This window comes from Streptomyces sp. MS19 (assembly GCF_047200595.1).
Lineage (GTDB): Bacteria > Actinomycetota > Actinomycetes > Streptomycetales > Streptomycetaceae > Streptomyces.
Genome location: NZ_JBJZOH010000005.1, coordinates 105,373 through 120,761, shown reverse-complemented (window position 1 = coordinate 120,761; position 15,389 = coordinate 105,373). Strand labels below are relative to the sequence as shown.

General features: G+C 74.0%; 12 protein-coding genes. 4 read left to right on the top strand and 8 right to left on the bottom strand.

Going from position 1 to position 15,389, the window contains the following annotated elements:
- Positions 1–589 precede the first annotated feature (589 nt).
- Positions 590–1,792, top strand: coding sequence for a lanthionine synthetase LanC family protein (locus tag ACL02R_RS07430; RefSeq protein WP_412796056.1), 1,203 nt, complete (start codon positions 590–592; stop codon positions 1,790–1,792).
- A 51-nt stretch (positions 1,793–1,843) separates the two neighbouring features.
- Here the strand turns inward: ACL02R_RS07430 and ACL02R_RS07425 are convergent, their stop codons facing one another.
- From ACL02R_RS07425 to ACL02R_RS07405, 5 genes are all read right to left on the bottom strand, one after another.
- Positions 1,844–2,332 (bottom strand): SAM-dependent methyltransferase, encoded by a 489-nt coding sequence (locus ACL02R_RS07425; RefSeq protein WP_412796055.1) that lies wholly within the window; start codon positions 2,330–2,332, stop codon positions 1,844–1,846.
- A 198-nt stretch (positions 2,333–2,530) separates the two neighbouring features.
- On the bottom strand, positions 2,531–2,947 hold the full coding sequence (locus ACL02R_RS07420) for a Fur family transcriptional regulator (RefSeq protein ID WP_412796054.1): 417 nt from the start codon (positions 2,945–2,947) through the stop codon (positions 2,531–2,533).
- Positions 2,948–3,074: 127 nt separating this feature from the next.
- Positions 3,075–3,953: a metal ABC transporter permease gene (locus ACL02R_RS07415; RefSeq protein WP_412796053.1), complete on the bottom strand. Its 879-nt coding sequence runs from the start codon at positions 3,951–3,953 to the stop codon at positions 3,075–3,077.
- Between the two features lie 10 nt (positions 3,954–3,963).
- Positions 3,964–4,725: a metal ABC transporter ATP-binding protein gene (locus ACL02R_RS07410; RefSeq protein ID WP_412796052.1), complete on the bottom strand. Its 762-nt coding sequence runs from the start codon at positions 4,723–4,725 to the stop codon at positions 3,964–3,966.
- Between the two features lie 61 nt (positions 4,726–4,786).
- Positions 4,787–5,875 carry a metal ABC transporter substrate-binding protein gene (locus ACL02R_RS07405; protein ID WP_412796051.1) on the bottom strand — a complete coding sequence of 363 codons (1,089 nt, stop codon included), beginning with the start codon at positions 5,873–5,875 and terminating at the stop codon, positions 4,787–4,789.
- A gap of 170 nt (positions 5,876–6,045) precedes the next feature.
- On the opposite strand from ACL02R_RS07405, the gene ACL02R_RS07400 reads away from it, so the two are divergent.
- Positions 6,046–7,428 carry a glycine--tRNA ligase gene (locus ACL02R_RS07400; protein WP_412796050.1) on the top strand — a complete coding sequence of 461 codons (1,383 nt, stop codon included), beginning with the start codon at positions 6,046–6,048 and terminating at the stop codon, positions 7,426–7,428.
- Positions 7,429–7,504: 76 nt separating this feature from the next.
- Here ACL02R_RS07400 and ACL02R_RS07395 read toward each other — a convergent pair whose 3' ends face one another.
- The gene (locus tag ACL02R_RS07395) at positions 7,505–8,728 is read right to left on the bottom strand and encodes a methyltransferase domain-containing protein (RefSeq protein WP_412796049.1); all 1,224 of its coding nucleotides are present in this window, start codon (positions 8,726–8,728) and stop codon (positions 7,505–7,507) included.
- Positions 8,729–8,894: 166 nt separating this feature from the next.
- On the opposite strand from ACL02R_RS07395, the gene dusB reads away from it, so the two are divergent.
- Positions 8,895–10,034 carry a tRNA dihydrouridine synthase DusB gene (gene dusB, locus ACL02R_RS07390; protein WP_412796048.1) on the top strand — a complete coding sequence of 380 codons (1,140 nt, stop codon included), beginning with the start codon at positions 8,895–8,897 and terminating at the stop codon, positions 10,032–10,034.
- A gap of 444 nt (positions 10,035–10,478) precedes the next feature.
- Here the strand turns inward: dusB and ACL02R_RS07385 are convergent, their stop codons facing one another.
- The gene (locus tag ACL02R_RS07385) at positions 10,479–12,395 is read right to left on the bottom strand and encodes a glycogen debranching N-terminal domain-containing protein (protein ID WP_412796047.1); all 1,917 of its coding nucleotides are present in this window, start codon (positions 12,393–12,395) and stop codon (positions 10,479–10,481) included.
- Between the two features lie 59 nt (positions 12,396–12,454).
- Positions 12,455–13,834, bottom strand: a complete 1,380-nt coding sequence (locus tag ACL02R_RS07380) for an MGH1-like glycoside hydrolase domain-containing protein (RefSeq protein ID WP_412796186.1) — start codon at positions 13,832–13,834, stop codon at positions 12,455–12,457.
- A 131-nt stretch (positions 13,835–13,965) separates the two neighbouring features.
- Here ACL02R_RS07380 and ACL02R_RS07375 point away from each other — a divergent pair, with 131 nt between their 5' ends.
- Positions 13,966–15,186 carry an ROK family transcriptional regulator gene (locus ACL02R_RS07375; protein WP_412796046.1) on the top strand — a complete coding sequence of 407 codons (1,221 nt, stop codon included), beginning with the start codon at positions 13,966–13,968 and terminating at the stop codon, positions 15,184–15,186.
- Positions 15,187–15,389: the final 203 nt, after the last annotated feature.

The window sequence follows — 15,389 nt, the reverse complement described above, 5'->3', positions numbered from 1 at the left end:
TCCGCGTTTCCGGCGTTTCCGGCGTTCGACTACGCCGCCGTGCGCCGTGTCCGGGCGGAAGTCGCCGCTTCTCCGTAACCACTGCGTTAAATAGCAGTGTTGCCCAGATCGGGAAACATAAGAATCCAGTCGCGTCCGATCTGGCATGGCTTCAACAAGACATCCGGTGTTCCCCGACCGGCCACCGGACGGACGCCACCGGCCTGTCAGGGCGCTGATCTCGGCGAGGTAACGCACCGCAGCCTGCCGGGGTTTACGGGCGTAGCGCGGAGCGTGGCGGCACAGACGCGAAACGCCACCCGCGTACGGTCCTGAGGGAGTGACGAACGTGACTCAAATCCGGTCCAGGCCGATCTAGCGCAGGCGTCACTCCACCAACTACGGTTACGCATGCAGCACAGCGCATGCAAATTCCGATCACATTAGGAGTGTTGACGATGGCTTCCTCCCGCGACTCGATCATTGGCATCATCGGCATCATCGGCATCATTGGCTGAAGCTGATCATGTGTCACCGGAGGGTGGCGGGCGGAGAACCGCCCGCCACCCTTTCGTCGTGCCGCCCCGGGGGGAGAGGAGCAGCCGGCACCGTGCACCCCGCGCCGCGCCACCGTGACCAGGCCCGTACCGTCGCGGCCCGCATCCGCGGCACGCTCGCCGACCCCGCCGGCACCACCCCGGGCGCCGCCCCGGGCGTCTCCCTCGCCTTCAGCGGCAGCCCCATCGGCGGCGCCGAGTACGCGCGCCTCGCCCGCCGCTTCCTCGACCTCGCCGCCACGGCCCCCGCGCCCACGGCGGCGACCGGCACCCACGACGGCCACGGCGCCCCCGCGTTCGCCCTCCTCGTCGCCCACCGCGCCACCGGCGACCACCTCGGCGCGCTCGAACGGCTCGACGCCCACCACCGCCGCCTCGCCCGCGCCGCGACCGCGAGGCCGCCCGGCGCGCCCGGCACCCCGTTCGGCGCCCTCGACGGCCTCACCGGCACCGGCCGCTACCTGCTCGCCCGCGGGGACGCCTCCGCCCCCGAACTGCACGCCGTCCTGTCACACCTGATCACCCTCAGCCGCCGGACGATCCGCCACCGCGGCCGAACGGTCCCCGCCTGGTGGTCCGCCCCCGCGGGCCGTCTCCACCTCGGCCTGGCCCACGGCATCGCGGGCCCGCTCGCCCTCCTCGCGCTCGCCCACCGCGCGGGCACCGTCCTCGACGGCCAGCGCGAAGCCGTCGAGAACCTCGTGGGCCTCCTCACCGACTGGGCCGTCCCCCAGGGCGACGGCATCCTGTGGCCCGCCCACCTGACCCTCGACGACTGGGCCGCAGGACCGCGCCACCTCTCCCCGGTGCCCAACCCGCCCACCTGGGCGGACGGCGCCCCCGGCACGGCCCGCGCCGTCCAGCTCGCGGCCCTCGCGCTCGACCGCCCCGACTGGCACACCCTCGCCCACCGCGCGCTGCTGCCGCTCATCACCCAGGAGCCCGAGAAATGGGGCCTGGACGACCCCGGCATCCGGCACGGCTGGAGCGGCGTCCTGCACACCACGGGACTCCTCGGCGCCCACATCGACGACCACCGGCTGCCGCTCCTCCAGGACGAGATCGCCTCCATCGTCCTGGCGCACCACGACCCCAGGGCGCGCTTCGGCTACCGCTTCCCCCGCCCCGGCGGGCCCCCGGCCGACCTCCCGGCCCTCCTGGACGGCGCGGCCGGGGTCTGCCTCGCCCTCGACTCCTACGCGTCCGGCGGCGGCCCGGCCGCGCGCGGCTGGGACATGGCCCTGCTGCTCACCTGACGCCCGCCCACACGCTCACGTCCGCGTCCCACGCCCCGAGCGCCGCCCCCGTCACGATGTGCCGCGGGCGCCGGCATGTCCGTGCGTCCGCAGGTGCGGCGGATTGCCCGCGCCCCGGTGGACCGCCGCGACGCCGCGGGTCGCGTGCGTCAGCGCCGGCGCGCTCCCCGACGGCAGCGCCGCCGTCGGCGGGCCCACGACGACCGCCGGATCGCCCGGCAGGACGGTCTCCGGCGCGCGGCCGAGGAGCGCCGCCGTGTGCGCCAGGGCGACGACGCGGTCGTCGTCCACGTACACCACCCGTGCCCCGGGGGCGACGGACCGCGCGACCTCGTGGAGGTTCGGCGGCGTGGGTATGCCCGTGCCGATGTCGAGCCACTGCCTGCTGCCGTGTCCCGCGGCCAGGACACGCGTCAGGCGGTGCATGAACGCCCGGTCGGCGTGCGCGACGGTCCGCGCGTGCGGAGGGTCACGCAACGCCTGCGCCGCGGCTGCCCGGCCGGGCAGGCTGGGCCGTGTCGTTCGGATCGTGCCTGGCACGCGTCGCCGGTCATCGCACCTCGCCGCGTTACCGCATCGCCCGGGTACACCCGGTACGCCTGGCGATCCGGTGCCTTGCGACGCACGGCGTCCGACGACGCGGACCGATCCGCCAAGTCGTCCTCGCGGCCGGGCAGGTGGTCGTGGACACGGGCCGTACGTTGCGGTCGGGCGTCGCCCCGCCGCGCCTCCCCCGCGTCAGGAACGCGCGGCCGCGCACTCCCCGCAGGTGCCGAAGATCTCGACCGTGTGCCGCACGTCCACGAACCCGTGCTCGCGCGCCATCGCGTCGGCCCACTTCTCCACGGCCGGGCCCTCCACCTCCACCGCCTTGCCGCAGGCGCGGCACACCAGGTGGTGATGGTGGTCGTCACTGCTGCACCGCCGGTAGACGGCCTCGCCCTCGACGGTGCGCAGCACGTCCACCTCGCCCGCGTCGGCGAGGGACTGGAGGGTGCGGTAGACGGTCGTCAGGCCGACCGAGTCGCCCTTGTGCTTGAGCATGTCGTGCAGTTCCTGCGCGCTGCGGAACTCGTCGACCTCCGCGAGCGCCGCCGCGACGGCCGCGCGCTGGCGCGTCGAACGACCGCGTACCGGTGGTCCCACCGTCTCCACGTCTGCCTCCTCGGCTCGCAGCATCCCCGGGCCCGACCCCGCGTGGCCAGGGTAGCCCTTCTCGCGGTGACGGGCACAGTCGGCAGTGGCGTGCCCTGCCGCCCGCCCCCGGCGCGGACCCGGCGGCCTACGCCCCCGGCGCCCCGGCCGGTTCCGCGACCGGCGCGGAGTCCCGTACCGCCTGCCTGCGCGCCCGGCTCCTGGCCAGCGGCAGGGCGAGCAGCGAGACCAGCAGGAACAGGCCCAGGGCGATCAGCACGATCGTCGCGCCCGGCGGCACGTCCGCGTAGTACGAGGTCACCGTCCCCGACAGCGACACCAGCACGCCGAAGACCATGGCGAGGACCAGCGTCATGACGAAGCCGCGCGTCGCCTGCTGGGCGGCGACCACCGGGATCACCATCAGGGCGCTCACCAGCAGCAGCCCCACGACGCGCATCGCCACCGTGACGGTCGCGGCGGCCGTGACGGCGAGCAGCAGGTTCAGCGTCCGCACCGGCAGCCCGGTCACGCGCGCGAACTCCTCGTCCTGGCAGACGGCGAACAGCTGCCGCCGCAACCCCAGCGTCACCACCAGGACGAACACCGACAGCCAGCAGATCGCCGCGATGTCCGCCTCGGAGACGGTCGTGACCGATCCCCACAGGTACGACGTCAGGTTGGCCGTCGAACCGCCGGGCGCCAGGTTGATGATCATCACGCCGCCCGCCATGCCGCCGTAGAACAGCATGGCAAGCGCCACGTCGCCGCGCGCACGCCCCGACGACCGCAGCAGCTCCATCGCCACCGCGCCCACTGTCGAGACCAGCACGGCCGTCCACACCGGGTTCGCGCTCAGCAGGAAGCCGAGCGCCACGCCGGTCAGCGCCACGTGCCCGATGCCGTCGCCCATCAGCGCCTGCTGCCGCTGCACCAGGTAGATGCCGACGGCGGGCGCCGCGAAGCCGATCAGCAGCGCGGCGAGCAGCGCCCGCTGCATGAACGCGTAGTCAAGCACCTCGAACATCAGCGGGCCCTCACAGGATTCCGGTCTGGAGCGACGGCTCGGCGGACGGCGGCAGCTCGTCCGCCGGGTGGCAGGCGTGGCTCTCGGGCAGCTGCGCCGGGTGGTCCACCGTCCGTTCCACGCGGCCGTGTGCCAGGACCACGGCACGGTCGATCAGCGGCTGGAGCGGGCCCAGCTCATGCAGCACCAGCAGCACGGACACGCCCTCGGCGGTCAGCGTCCGCAGCGTCCCCGACAGCACGCGCTGGCTCGCCAGGTCCACGCCCGCGAGCGGCTCGTCCATGATCAGCAGCTCGGGGCCGATGGCCAGCGCCCGCGCGATCAGCACCCGCTGGTGCTGCCCGCCGGACAGCGACGCCACGGGGTCGCGCGCCCGGTCCGCGAGGCCCACCAGGCCGAGCGCCCTGTCCACGGCGGCGCGGTCGGCGCGGCCCAGCGGGCGCAGCCGCCGCAGCGCGAGGCGCCCCGACAGCACGACCTCGCGGACGGTCGCGGGCACGCCGCCCGCCGCCGTCGAACGCTGCGGCACGTACCCGACGCGCCGCCAGTCGCGGAACCGCCGCACGGGCGTCCCGAACAGCGCCAGCTCGCCGCCGCTCACCGGGACCTGGCCCACGGCGGCGCGTACCGCCGTGGACTTGCCCGAGCCGTTCGCGCCCAGCAGGGCGACCACCTCGCCGTGCCGCACGGTCAGGTCCACCCCGCGCAGCACGGGGCGGCCGCCCAGCTCGGCGCGCACGCCCCGCAGGGCTATGACGGGCTCGGACTCCATGGTCGTCTCCCCTTCGCTCAGGCCCTCGGGCCGCTGTCCGCCGTTCCGCTCGTCCCGCCCGTCAGGAGGCCGGGACGCCCAGGGCCTCCTGGAGGGCGGCCAGGTTGGCCCGCATCACGGAGAGGTAGTCCGATCCGGCCGACTCGTCCGTGATGCCTTCCAGCGGGTCGAGTACGTCCGTGCGCAGCCCGGTGTCGTCCGCCAGGGTCCTGGCGGTGTCGTCGCTGACCAGTGTCTCGAAGAAGACGGTGGTGACGCCGTCCGCCTCCGCGATGTCGTGCAGGTCGCGCATCCGGGCGGCGCTCGGCTCCGACTCGGGGTCGATGCCGGTGATGGCCTCCTCGTGCAGACCGTACGCCTCGGCGAGGTAGCCGAAGGCGGCGTGGGTCGTGATGAAGGTGTCGGAGGTGCGGCCTTCGAGGCCGGCCGTGAACTCCTCGTCGAGCGCGGTCAGGTCCGCGAGGAGCGCCTCGGTGTTCCGCTCGTAGTCGGCCGCGTGGCCGGGGTCGGCCTCGGCGAGGGCGTCGCCGACGCCCTGGGCGACCTCGGCGTACTTGGCCGGGTCGAGCCAGATGTGGGGGTCGGCGCCCTCGTGGTCGTGGTCGTGCCCCTCGTGGCCTTCCTCGGCGTGCTCGCCGGCGTGCTCCTCGCCCTCGTCGGCGTGTTCGTCGGCGTGCTCGTCCGCGTGGTCCCCCGAGGCGTCCACGTCGTCGCCGTGCTCCTCAAGCGTCGTGAACGAGGTGGCCTCCACGGCGTGCTCCACGCCCGCCGTCTCCACCGCCTCGTCCACGGTCGGCTGGAGCCCCGCCAGGTAGACCACGAGGTCCGCCTCGCTCACCGCGGCCGTCTGCCGGGGCGACAGCTCCAGGTCGTGCGGCTCCACCCCGGGCTCGGTCAGCGTCGAGACCGAGACATGGTCCCCGCCGATCCGCTCGGCCAGGTACTCCATCGGATAGAAGGAGGCCACCACGTCGAGCCGGTCGCCGCCCGCGCCGTCCCCGCCACCCCCGCCGTCGTCGTCGGAGCCGCAGGCCGTCAGGGCGAGGAGCCCCACGGCCGTGGCTCCCGCGGCGAGCGCGGAGCCGGCTATCCGGGAGCGGGATCGTGATCGGGAACGCGTACCAGCGCGACGGGTGTTCATGACGACCATTTTCAAATCAGATGACAATCATTGTCAAATGGGTCAAGGGGAATGTGACGCCCGCCTCTCCCGGGCCGCGCGGCGCCGTCCGGCGGGCACTCCGCCGATTTGCCGACGCCCCCTCGGACGCCGGTAACCTGATCCAATTCCAACGTCGTCCTTCGTCCGAAGAGAGCACCGTGGCCGCCGACAAGATCGACACCATCGTCAGCCTCAGCAAGCGCCGTGGCTTCGTCTATCCCAGCAGCGAGATCTACGGCGGGCAGCGTGCCGCCTGGGACTACGGACCGCTCGGCGTGGAACTGAAGGAGAACATCAAGCGCCAGTGGTGGCGCGCGATGGTCACCTCGCGCGACGACGTGGTGGGCATCGACTCCTCGGTCATCCTGGCCACCGAGGTCTGGCAGGCCTCCGGCCACGTCGCGACCTTCACGGACCCGCTGACCGAGTGCACCTCCTGCCACAAGCGGTTCCGCGCGGACCACCTGGAGGAGGCGTACGAGGAGAAGCACGGGCACCTCCCCGCCAACGGCCTCACCGACCTCAACTGCCCCAACTGCGGCAACAAGGGCGTCTTCACCGAGCCCAAGCAGTTCTCCGGCCTGCTGTCCACGCACCTCGGCCCGACGCAGGACACCGGCTCCGTCGCCTACCTGCGCCCCGAGACCGCACAGGGCATCTTCACCAACTTCGCCGCCGTCCAGCAGACGTCGCGCCGCAAGCCGCCGTTCGGCATCGCGCAGATGGGCAAGTCGTTCCGGAACGAGATCACGCCCGGCAACTTCATCTTCCGCACCCGCGAGTTCGAGCAGATGGAGATGGAGTTCTTCGTCAAGCCCGGCGAGGACGAGGAGTGGCAGACGTACTGGATGGAGCAGCGCTGGAACTGGTACCGCGACCTCGGCCTGTCCGAGGACAACATGCGGTGGTTCGAGCACCCGAAGGAGAAGCTGTCCCACTACTCGAAGCGCACCGCCGACATCGAGTACCGCTTCAACTTCGCCGGCTCCGAGTTCGGTGAGCTGGAGGGCGTCGCCAACCGCACGGACTACGACCTCGGCGCCCACGCCAAGGCGTCGGGCCAGGACCTCAGCTACTTCGACCAGGAGGCCGGCGAGCGCTGGACCCCCTACGTCATCGAGCCCGCCGCCGGTGTCGGCCGCGCCATGCTCGCGTTCATGCTCGACGCCTACCACGAGGACGAGGCGCCCAACGCCAAGGGCAAGATGGAGAAGCGCGTCGTCATGACGCTCGACCCGCGCCTCGCGCCGGTCAAGGTCGCCGTCCTCCCGCTGTCGCGCAACCCGCAGCTGTCCCCGAAGGCCAAGGACCTCGCGACGGCGCTGCGCAGGCACTGGAACATCGAGTTCGACGACGCGGGCGCCATCGGCCGCCGCTACCGCCGCCAGGACGAGATCGGCACGCCGTTCTGCGTCACCGTCGACTTCGACACCCTGGACGACAACGCGGTGACCGTCCGCGAGCGCGACACGATGAAGCAGGAGCGCGTCTCGCTCGACCAGGTCGAGTCCTACCTCGGCGGGCGCCTCCTCGGCTGCTGAACCGCCGCCGCACGCGCCGCACCCCACACGCTCCCCGGCCCGCCGTACGCGCCCCGCGTCCGGCGGGCCCGCGCGTTCAGGCCGCCGCGTGCGGGCACGGGGTGGCCGGGGTGTCGAGCCACAGGGTGTGCCCGTCGGGGGCCGCCGTGATGCCGAACCGGTCGGGCGCCGGCCGCCCGTGGTGGTCCCACCAGTGCCACGCCGTCTCCACCTCGTCCCACAGCGACCGCGGGCCGTACTGCGCGACCACGAAGCCCACGGAGCCGTCCCGCACGTCCACCGTCGCCCAGGAGCCGCCCGCCTCCTCCTCCAGCCACAGCCGCACCCGCACACCCTTCGGCTCGGGATCGCCGTCCCACACGTGCCGCACCCCCGGCACGCACGCCCCCACCGCGAACTGCGCCCTGTAGTCCTCGCCCGCCACCGCCCACGGCGACAGGCCCGTACGGCTCACGCGCGGCGGCTCGTCCACCCGCCCGGGGCCCGCGTCCCCCGCGTCCAGCAGCGGCATGTACGAGCCGCCTGACGTGAACCTCCCGTCCGCGCCCCCGCCGTCCCGCCGCGTCAGCGTCACCGTCCCGAAGGCGCACCACGCCGTGCTCCACGGCACGACGATCCTGCCCCCCGGCCGCGTCTGCTCCAGCCACGCCCCCGGCACGCGGCGCACCGAGCACGTCGCGAACACCGCGTCGTACGGCCCCCCGTCCGGCCAGCCGGGCGCCCCGTCCGCGCACTCCACGGCGGGCCCGCGCCCGAGCAGCTTGAGGTTGCTGCGCGCCGTCTCCACGAGGTCCGCGTCGAGTTCGAGGCTGATCACGTTCGCGTCGCCGAGGCGGTGCGCGAGCAGGGCGGCCGTGAAGCCGACGCCCGTGCCGATCTCCAGGACGCGGGCCCCGTCGCGCAGCGCAAGGGAGTCGAGCATGCGCACCACCGTGCTCGGCGCGGACAGCGACGACACCGGGCGCTGCCAGCCGTCCGGCTCGGTGTCCAGGCGCGTCACCACCGGCTCGTCGGCGGACGCGGCCGCCCACCAGCGCTCGGCGTGCGCGGCCCGGTCGCACACCTCGTAGCCCCCCTCGCCGTCGCGCAGCCACACCGTCCCCGGCAGGAAGACGTCGCGCGGGACGGCCCGCAGCGCCGCCGTCCACTCCGGTGGCACGGGCCGGCCGAGGCGGTGCCGCACCTGTGTCACGAGCCGCTCGGCCGCCGCGTTCCCGTGCCCGCCACGGCCCGGCCGGTGCCCGTCGCCACCGATCGGCGACCTGTGTTCCTGCTGCCGCTGCGCGGCCGGCTCTGGCATTGGGAAGCTCCCCCGACTCGACTGAACTGGACGCTACCCATCACTTTGTGTGTTCAAAACGATGCGCAGAGTCGCCGGGTGGGCGCCCCTCCGGGCTGAATCGTTGCTGCACCGGCCGGTGGCGACCCGCACGGGGGCAAGGCCGGGAAGGGGGGACAATGGGGCCATGACCGCACCGCTGCTGCGGATCGGGCCGCACACCGTCGATCCGCCCGTCGTCCTCGCCCCCATGGCCGGGATCACCAACGCGCCCTTCCGCACGCTCTGCCGCGACTTCGCGGGCGGGCGCGGCCTGTTCGTCAGCGAGATGATCACCTCGCGCGCCCTGGTGGAGCGCAACGACAAGACGATGCGGCTCATCCACTTCGACGACGCGGAGAAGCCCCGCTCGATCCAGCTGTACGGCGTGGACCCGGAGACGGTCGGGCGCGCCGTGCGCATGATCGCGGACGAGGACCTGGCCGACCACGTGGACCTCAACTTCGGCTGCCCCGTCCCCAAGGTCACGCGGCGCGGCGGCGGTTCGGCCCTCCCGTACAAGCGGCCCCTGCTGCGCGCCATCCTGCGCGCCGCCGTGGGCAACGCGGGGAACCTGCCCGTCACCATGAAGATGCGCAAGGGCATCGACGACGACCACCTCACGTACCTCGACGCGGGCCGCATCGCCGTGGACGAGGGCGTGACGGCGATCGCGCTGCACGGCAGGACCGCCGCGCAGCACTACGGGGGCGAGGCGGACTGGTCGGCGATCGCCCGGCTGAAGGAGGCCGTGCCCGAGATCCCGGTGCTGGGCAACGGGGACATCTGGTCGGCCGACGACGCCGTCCGCATGGTCCGCGAGACCGGCTGCGACGGGGTCGTCGTGGGGCGCGGCTGCCTGGGGCGGCCGTGGCTGTTCGGCGACCTGGTGGCGGCGTTCGACGGGCGGGGCGCGGACGGGTACGCGCGGCCGTCGCTGCGGGAGGTCGCGGAGGTGATGGTGCGGCACGCGCGGCTGCTGGGGGAGTGGCTGGAGGACGAGTCGCGCGGCGTCATCGACTTCCGCAAGCACGTCGCCTGGTACACGAAGGGCTTCTCGGCCGGTTCCGAGCTGCGCCGGAGGCTGGCCGTCGCCGCGTCGCTGGACGAACTGGCCGCGCTGCTCGGCGAACTGGACCTCGACCAGCCGTGGCCGGCCGGCGCGGACGGCCCCCGGGGGCGTACGTCGGGCCGCAACCGCGTCGCGCTGCCGGACGGCTGGCTGGACGACCCGCAGGCGTGCCCCCTGCCGGGCGAGGGCGCCGAGGACGACACCTCGGGCGGCTGAGCACGACGCCACCGACCGCCGCTCGACACCCACGGGGCTCCGGCATGTGGCGGCGCGCCACGGCGTGGGCGCGGCCGACGGCGGACGGTGTCCCAGCCGGCTCCCTGCCGGTACCGGAGCGTCGCCCGGCCGTGTCCCGTGGACGAGCGGTTCTCAGGACCGGCGCCGGGGCTGTCGGGTCAACGTCCTGCCGGGGGCACGGCGCTCCTTGGGGCAACAGGTCTGTGGCATGCGGTGGTTCGGGCTATGGGTGAGGAGGTGATCCCTCTTGTCCTGGCATCGGACGGGCCCGGCCGTATCCAGGGGGTGACGGGGCTGTGGCTCGTGCCCGGTGCTCCGGGGTGGTGTCCGCCGGGATCAGAGGCGGTCGGCGCGTCCCCGCCCCCGGTGGGGCGGGGGAGAGGCGGTTGCCGTGACCTTTCTGCGCCGTTGCCCGTGCGTCCGTCAGGTCGCGTCCCCGCCGGTCAGCGCCGTCGCCAGGGCGAAGGGCGACGCCGCCGCCCACGCCTGCGGCCGGCACGCGTGCGGGTACGGCACGGGCTGCGCGTGCTCCGCCCGCGAGTAGCCCGCGATCAGCTCCGGCAGCCGGTAGCCCGTCCGCGCCGCCAGGTCGAGCAGGCCGCCGACGACCGTCTCCGCCTCCTCCCGCAGCCCGTACCGCGCAAGACCCAGCGCCGCCACCGCGCTGTCGTGCGGCCACACCGTGCCCCGGTGGTACGCGAGCGGGTGGTACGCGGGCTGGTCCGCCGCCAGCGTGCGGATGCCCCAGCCGGTGAAGAAGTCGGGCTCCAGCAGGCGCCGCCCCACGCGCGCGCCGCGCTCGGGGTCCAGGATGCCCGTCCACAGCAGGTGCCCCGCGTCCGAGGCGAGGGCGTCCACCGGCGTGCCCGAGCCGTCCAGCGCGAGCGCCGGGAAGTCCGCCTCGGGCAGCCAGAAGTCGCGGGCGAAGCGTGCCGCGAGGCCGTCCGCCGCGCCGTCGAGCCGGTCGGCGTACGCGGCGTCGCCCCACGCCGTGCGCGCCAGGCGTGCCGTACGGCGCAGCGCCGCGTACGCGTAACCCTGCGCGGCGGCGGCCGTGATGAGGCCCTTCGCGGTGCTGCCGTCGCGGAAGCAGATGGCGTCGGGCGAGTCCTTCCAGCTCTGGTTCGCGAGGCCGCCCTCGTCCGCGTGGTAGAGGAGGTAGCCGCGCGCGTCGAGGCCGCCGTAGGCGAACATCCAGTCCACGGCCGCCCGCGCCTGGCGCTCCAGGCGGCGCGCCGGTTTCTCGTCGCCGGTGCGCGCGGTGTAGGCGCCCAGCAGCATGAGGAACAGCGGCGTGCTGTCCACCGAGCCGTAGTACCGCCCGTACGGCACCTGGTCGAAGTGCGCCAGCTCGCCGGAGCGCAGCTCGTGCACGATCTTGCCCGGCTCGCCGATCCTGGCGGGCTCCTCGTCCGTGGCCTGCGCGGCGGCGAGCGCGAGGAGCGTCGCGGCGGCCTGCTCCGGGTGGCTGTCCAGGGTGAACAGGGAGGTGATCAGCGCGTGCCGCCCGAGGAGGGTGACGAACCAGGGGACGCCCGCCGCCGGTACGCGCAGCGCCTCGCCGTCGGGGCCGGTGGCGGGGACGAGGAGGGAGAGCAGGTCGGCGTGGCCGCGTTCGCAGGCGAGGGCCAGCTCGGGGCGGTCCGCCGGGGCGGGAAGGACCGGGGGCGTGGCGGGGCGGTCGCCCGCCGGGGCGGGGGCGCCGTGCGGCACGGCGGTCACGCGCAGCGTCAGCTCGGCCGAGCCGTGGGGCGGCAGCGCGACGCGCCAGCACAGGCGGCGGGCGCCGCTGCCCGTCTCCTGCACCGCGTCGGGCGCGGGCTCGGCGCTCACGGCGGTCCGCGCCCGCCACTCGCGCCGCCGGTAGCCGAACTCCACGCCGTCCTCACGGGTGGCGCGGGTCCGTACGGCGTGCGGCTTGTCGTACCAGCGGTGGTCGGCGCGCAGCTGGAACTGGTCGGCGAAGTCGGCGTCGGCGGTCAGGGCGACGAGGACCTCGGCGGCGTCCCCGGTGTTGCTGCTGAGCACCAGCCGCTCGGTCAGGCCCGCGCCCGTCACGGTCTGGGCGCGGAAGACGGTGAGCGCCGGGGCGTCCGTGCGTCCGCCGGGGGGCGTGAGGACGGCGGTCGCCGTGTCCGCGCCAGGGCCTTCCGGCGTGGCGGGCACCAGCACGGCGGGCGTGCCGCCGTCGAGCGTGAGCTGCCAGCGGCTGAGGTGGCGCGCGTCGCGGGCGAACAGCCCGTACGGCCACGCCCCGCGCTCGCCGGTGATGTCGCCCGCCGGCCCCACCGCGACGAAGGTCCCGTCGCGGACGAGCAGACACTCCTGGTTGGTCGTCACTGCGTCTCCCCTGTTCACCCTGTTCACTTTTTCTGCCCCCCGGCGCGGCTCCCGGCCGCTCAGCGCGACCGGACGGCCAGGTCCATAACCAACGCGGCGGTCCAGCTGAAGTCACGGCTGCCGCGCGCCTCACCCGAGACCGGATCGACGTACTCGGCGAAGCCGGAGGACACCGCCGTCGCCAGCATCGTGTCCGCGAGCGCGTCCGCCGCCGCCGTCGCGCCGTGCTGCCGCAGGCCGCGCTCCAGCAGCCAGTTCACGTTGAACCAGGCGGGTCCGCGCCAGTACCTGGCCGGGTCGAACGCGGCGCCCCGCAGGTCGTAGCTCGGCGCCATCCGGGTCGTCGTGCCCAGGCCGAAGTGCTCCCCGCCGAGGGTGGTGACGAGCGACGACACCACCTCGTCCGGCAGTCCCGGCAGGATCAGCGGCAGCAGGCCGCAGGCGCCGCGTTCGCGGATCGGCTCGTTGCTGATCACGTCCTGGCACAGGAAGAGGCCGGCGTCCTCGTTCCACAGGCGCTTGATGAACGCGGTGGTGAGCTGCTCGCCGCGCACGAGGTGGTCGGAGGGGTCGGCGCCGATGGCCGTGGCGATTCCGGCGAGCGCGTGCTCCGAGGCGATCAGCAGGGCGTTGAACGCCGGGTCCTCGACGGCGAACAGCGCGGTGTCGGGGCCGTCGGCGTAGCCCTGGTCGCGGTAGGCCGCGGCCAGGCGGACGTAGCGGCAGTAGTCCAGGTCGGTGGGCCGGTCGGCGGGGCAGCCGTGGTCGAGGTCGGCGCGCTGGAACGTGCCCCTGGCGGCCGGTTCGACACGGGACAGCGGCGCGTCCCAGCACGGGCTGTTGTCCATGCCGGACTCCCACGGGTGGACGATCGACGCGAGGCCGCGCCCGCCGAGGTCGCGGCGCTCGGTGAGGTACCGCTGCCAGGCGACCAGACGTGGGTAGACATGGGGGAGGAAACCGCGGCGTTCGGACTCGGCGGGGTCCGCCTCGTGCACCAGCAGTGCGGCGAGCGCGTGCACGGGGGGCTGGACGATGCCGGACGTCTCCACGGCGGTGGGCGCTCCGGCCAGGTCACCGGCGGAGGAGGAGCGCCAGAAGTCGGGGCTCGGGAAGTAGGCACCGAGGGGGACTGTGGGATTGAACACGATGTGCGGGATACGGCCGTCCGCCCACTGGGCGGTCAGCAGCGTCTCCAGCTCGCGCTGGGCGCGGACCGGCGCGTGGTGCCGCAGGCCGATGGCGATGAACGCCGAGTCCCAGCTCCACTGGTGGGGGTAGAGGGCGCGGGACGGGACGGTGGAGGAGCCCGTCCAGTTGCCGTCGAGCACGCGCCGGGCGCCGTTGTATGCAGCGTTGGAGGAAAGTTCGTGCGTACTGGGGGGTTGATCAGCGCTTTCCACGTCAGCTCCGAGTGGACGTCTGCCTTGTCGCCGCACCGCCACGGCGCCGTTTGTTTTGTCGAAGGTACCGCAGGGTTACGTCTGCTTAACACGCAAAACTACCGCTGTAATATCTACCGCACAAGCTGAAGGAGGCGTGAAATCCGGCACCGGGAAGGCGAGTCGGCATGAACCAGGCGAGCGCGGGACACCTGCTGTCGCTGATCAGGAGCGGTCAGGCCGGCACCCGGGGCGAGCTCCAGCGTGTGACCGGTCTCTCCCGTTCCACGGTGGGCCACCGCCTCGACCAGCTCTTCCGCGCGGGCTGGGTCCGCGAGACCTCGCCCGACCCGGTGGAGGCCACCACCGGCGGCCGGCCGCCCGTACGGCTGGAATTCGACGCGGCGCACGCCGTCGTGCTGTGCGCCGACCTGGAGACACGGCACGCCCGCGCCGCCGTCCTCGACCTCGACGGCACGCTGCTCGCCGAGCACAGCGGCTCCCTGCTGATCAACCAGGGCCCCGACCAGGCGCTCGACCGGCTCGGGCAGTGGTTCGCGCTGCTGCTGGAGAAGGCGGACGTGCCCGTGTCGGCCGTGTGCGGCATCGGCCTGTCCGTGCCGGGCCCGGTGGACGCGCCGACCGGCATCGTCGTGCAGCCGCCGATGATGCCCGGCTGGGACCGCTACCCCATACCGGAGGGCATGCGGCGGGCGTTCGCCGCGCATGTGAGCCATGACACGTCGGCCCCGCCCGTGCCGGTGCTGGTGGAGAACGACGCGAACCTCATGGCGTACGCCGAGCAGCGCGACGGGTTCGCCGGCTGCCCGGCGTTCCTCCTCGTCAAGGTGTCCACCGGCATAGGGGCCGGGGTGGTCGTCAACGGGGAGATGTACCGGGGCTTCGACGGCGCGGCGGGTGACATAGGGCACATCCGGCTCAGCGGGCACCCGCACGCGCTGTGCCGCTGCGGCTCGTACGGCTGCCTGGCGGCCGTCGCCAGCGGGCGGGCGCTCGCGGAGCAGCTGACGGCGGCGGGCGTGCCGACCGCGTCGGGCTCGGGCGTGCGCGACCAGTTGTCGATCGGGCAGCCGGACGCGGTGCGGCTCGCGCGCGAGGCGGGGCGGCTCGTCGGCGAGGTGCTCGCCACCGTCGTCACGCTGCTCAACCCCGGGGTCCTGATGATCGCGGGCGACCTCACCGGGCCGCCGTTCCTCACCGGGGTGCGGGAGCTGCTCTACCAGCGGGCGATGCCGCGCACCACCGCGTACCTCCAGGTCGTCTCCTCGCGCCTCGGGGACCACGCCGGGCTGCGGGGGGCGGCGGCGATGGTGGTCGAGTCGCTGTACGCGCCGGAGCACGCGGACGCGCGGCTCGCCGCCGCCGTGGCGGGCGCGGCGCACGCCTGACGGAGGGGGCGCGGGGTGCGGGCTAAGTACGGGCGCGCGGGGGCGCGTTCGCGGGTGCCGGCCGGGGTGGGGCGGGGAAACATGCGTTTCAGGACGTTTTGCGGCGCTCTGTGCGCGTGACGCCTGCCACCAATGATGCGTGGAATGCTCAGATGAGCGATCGGCGGGGTAGTCTCACTGCCGCAGCGGACTTCCCGCCGCCC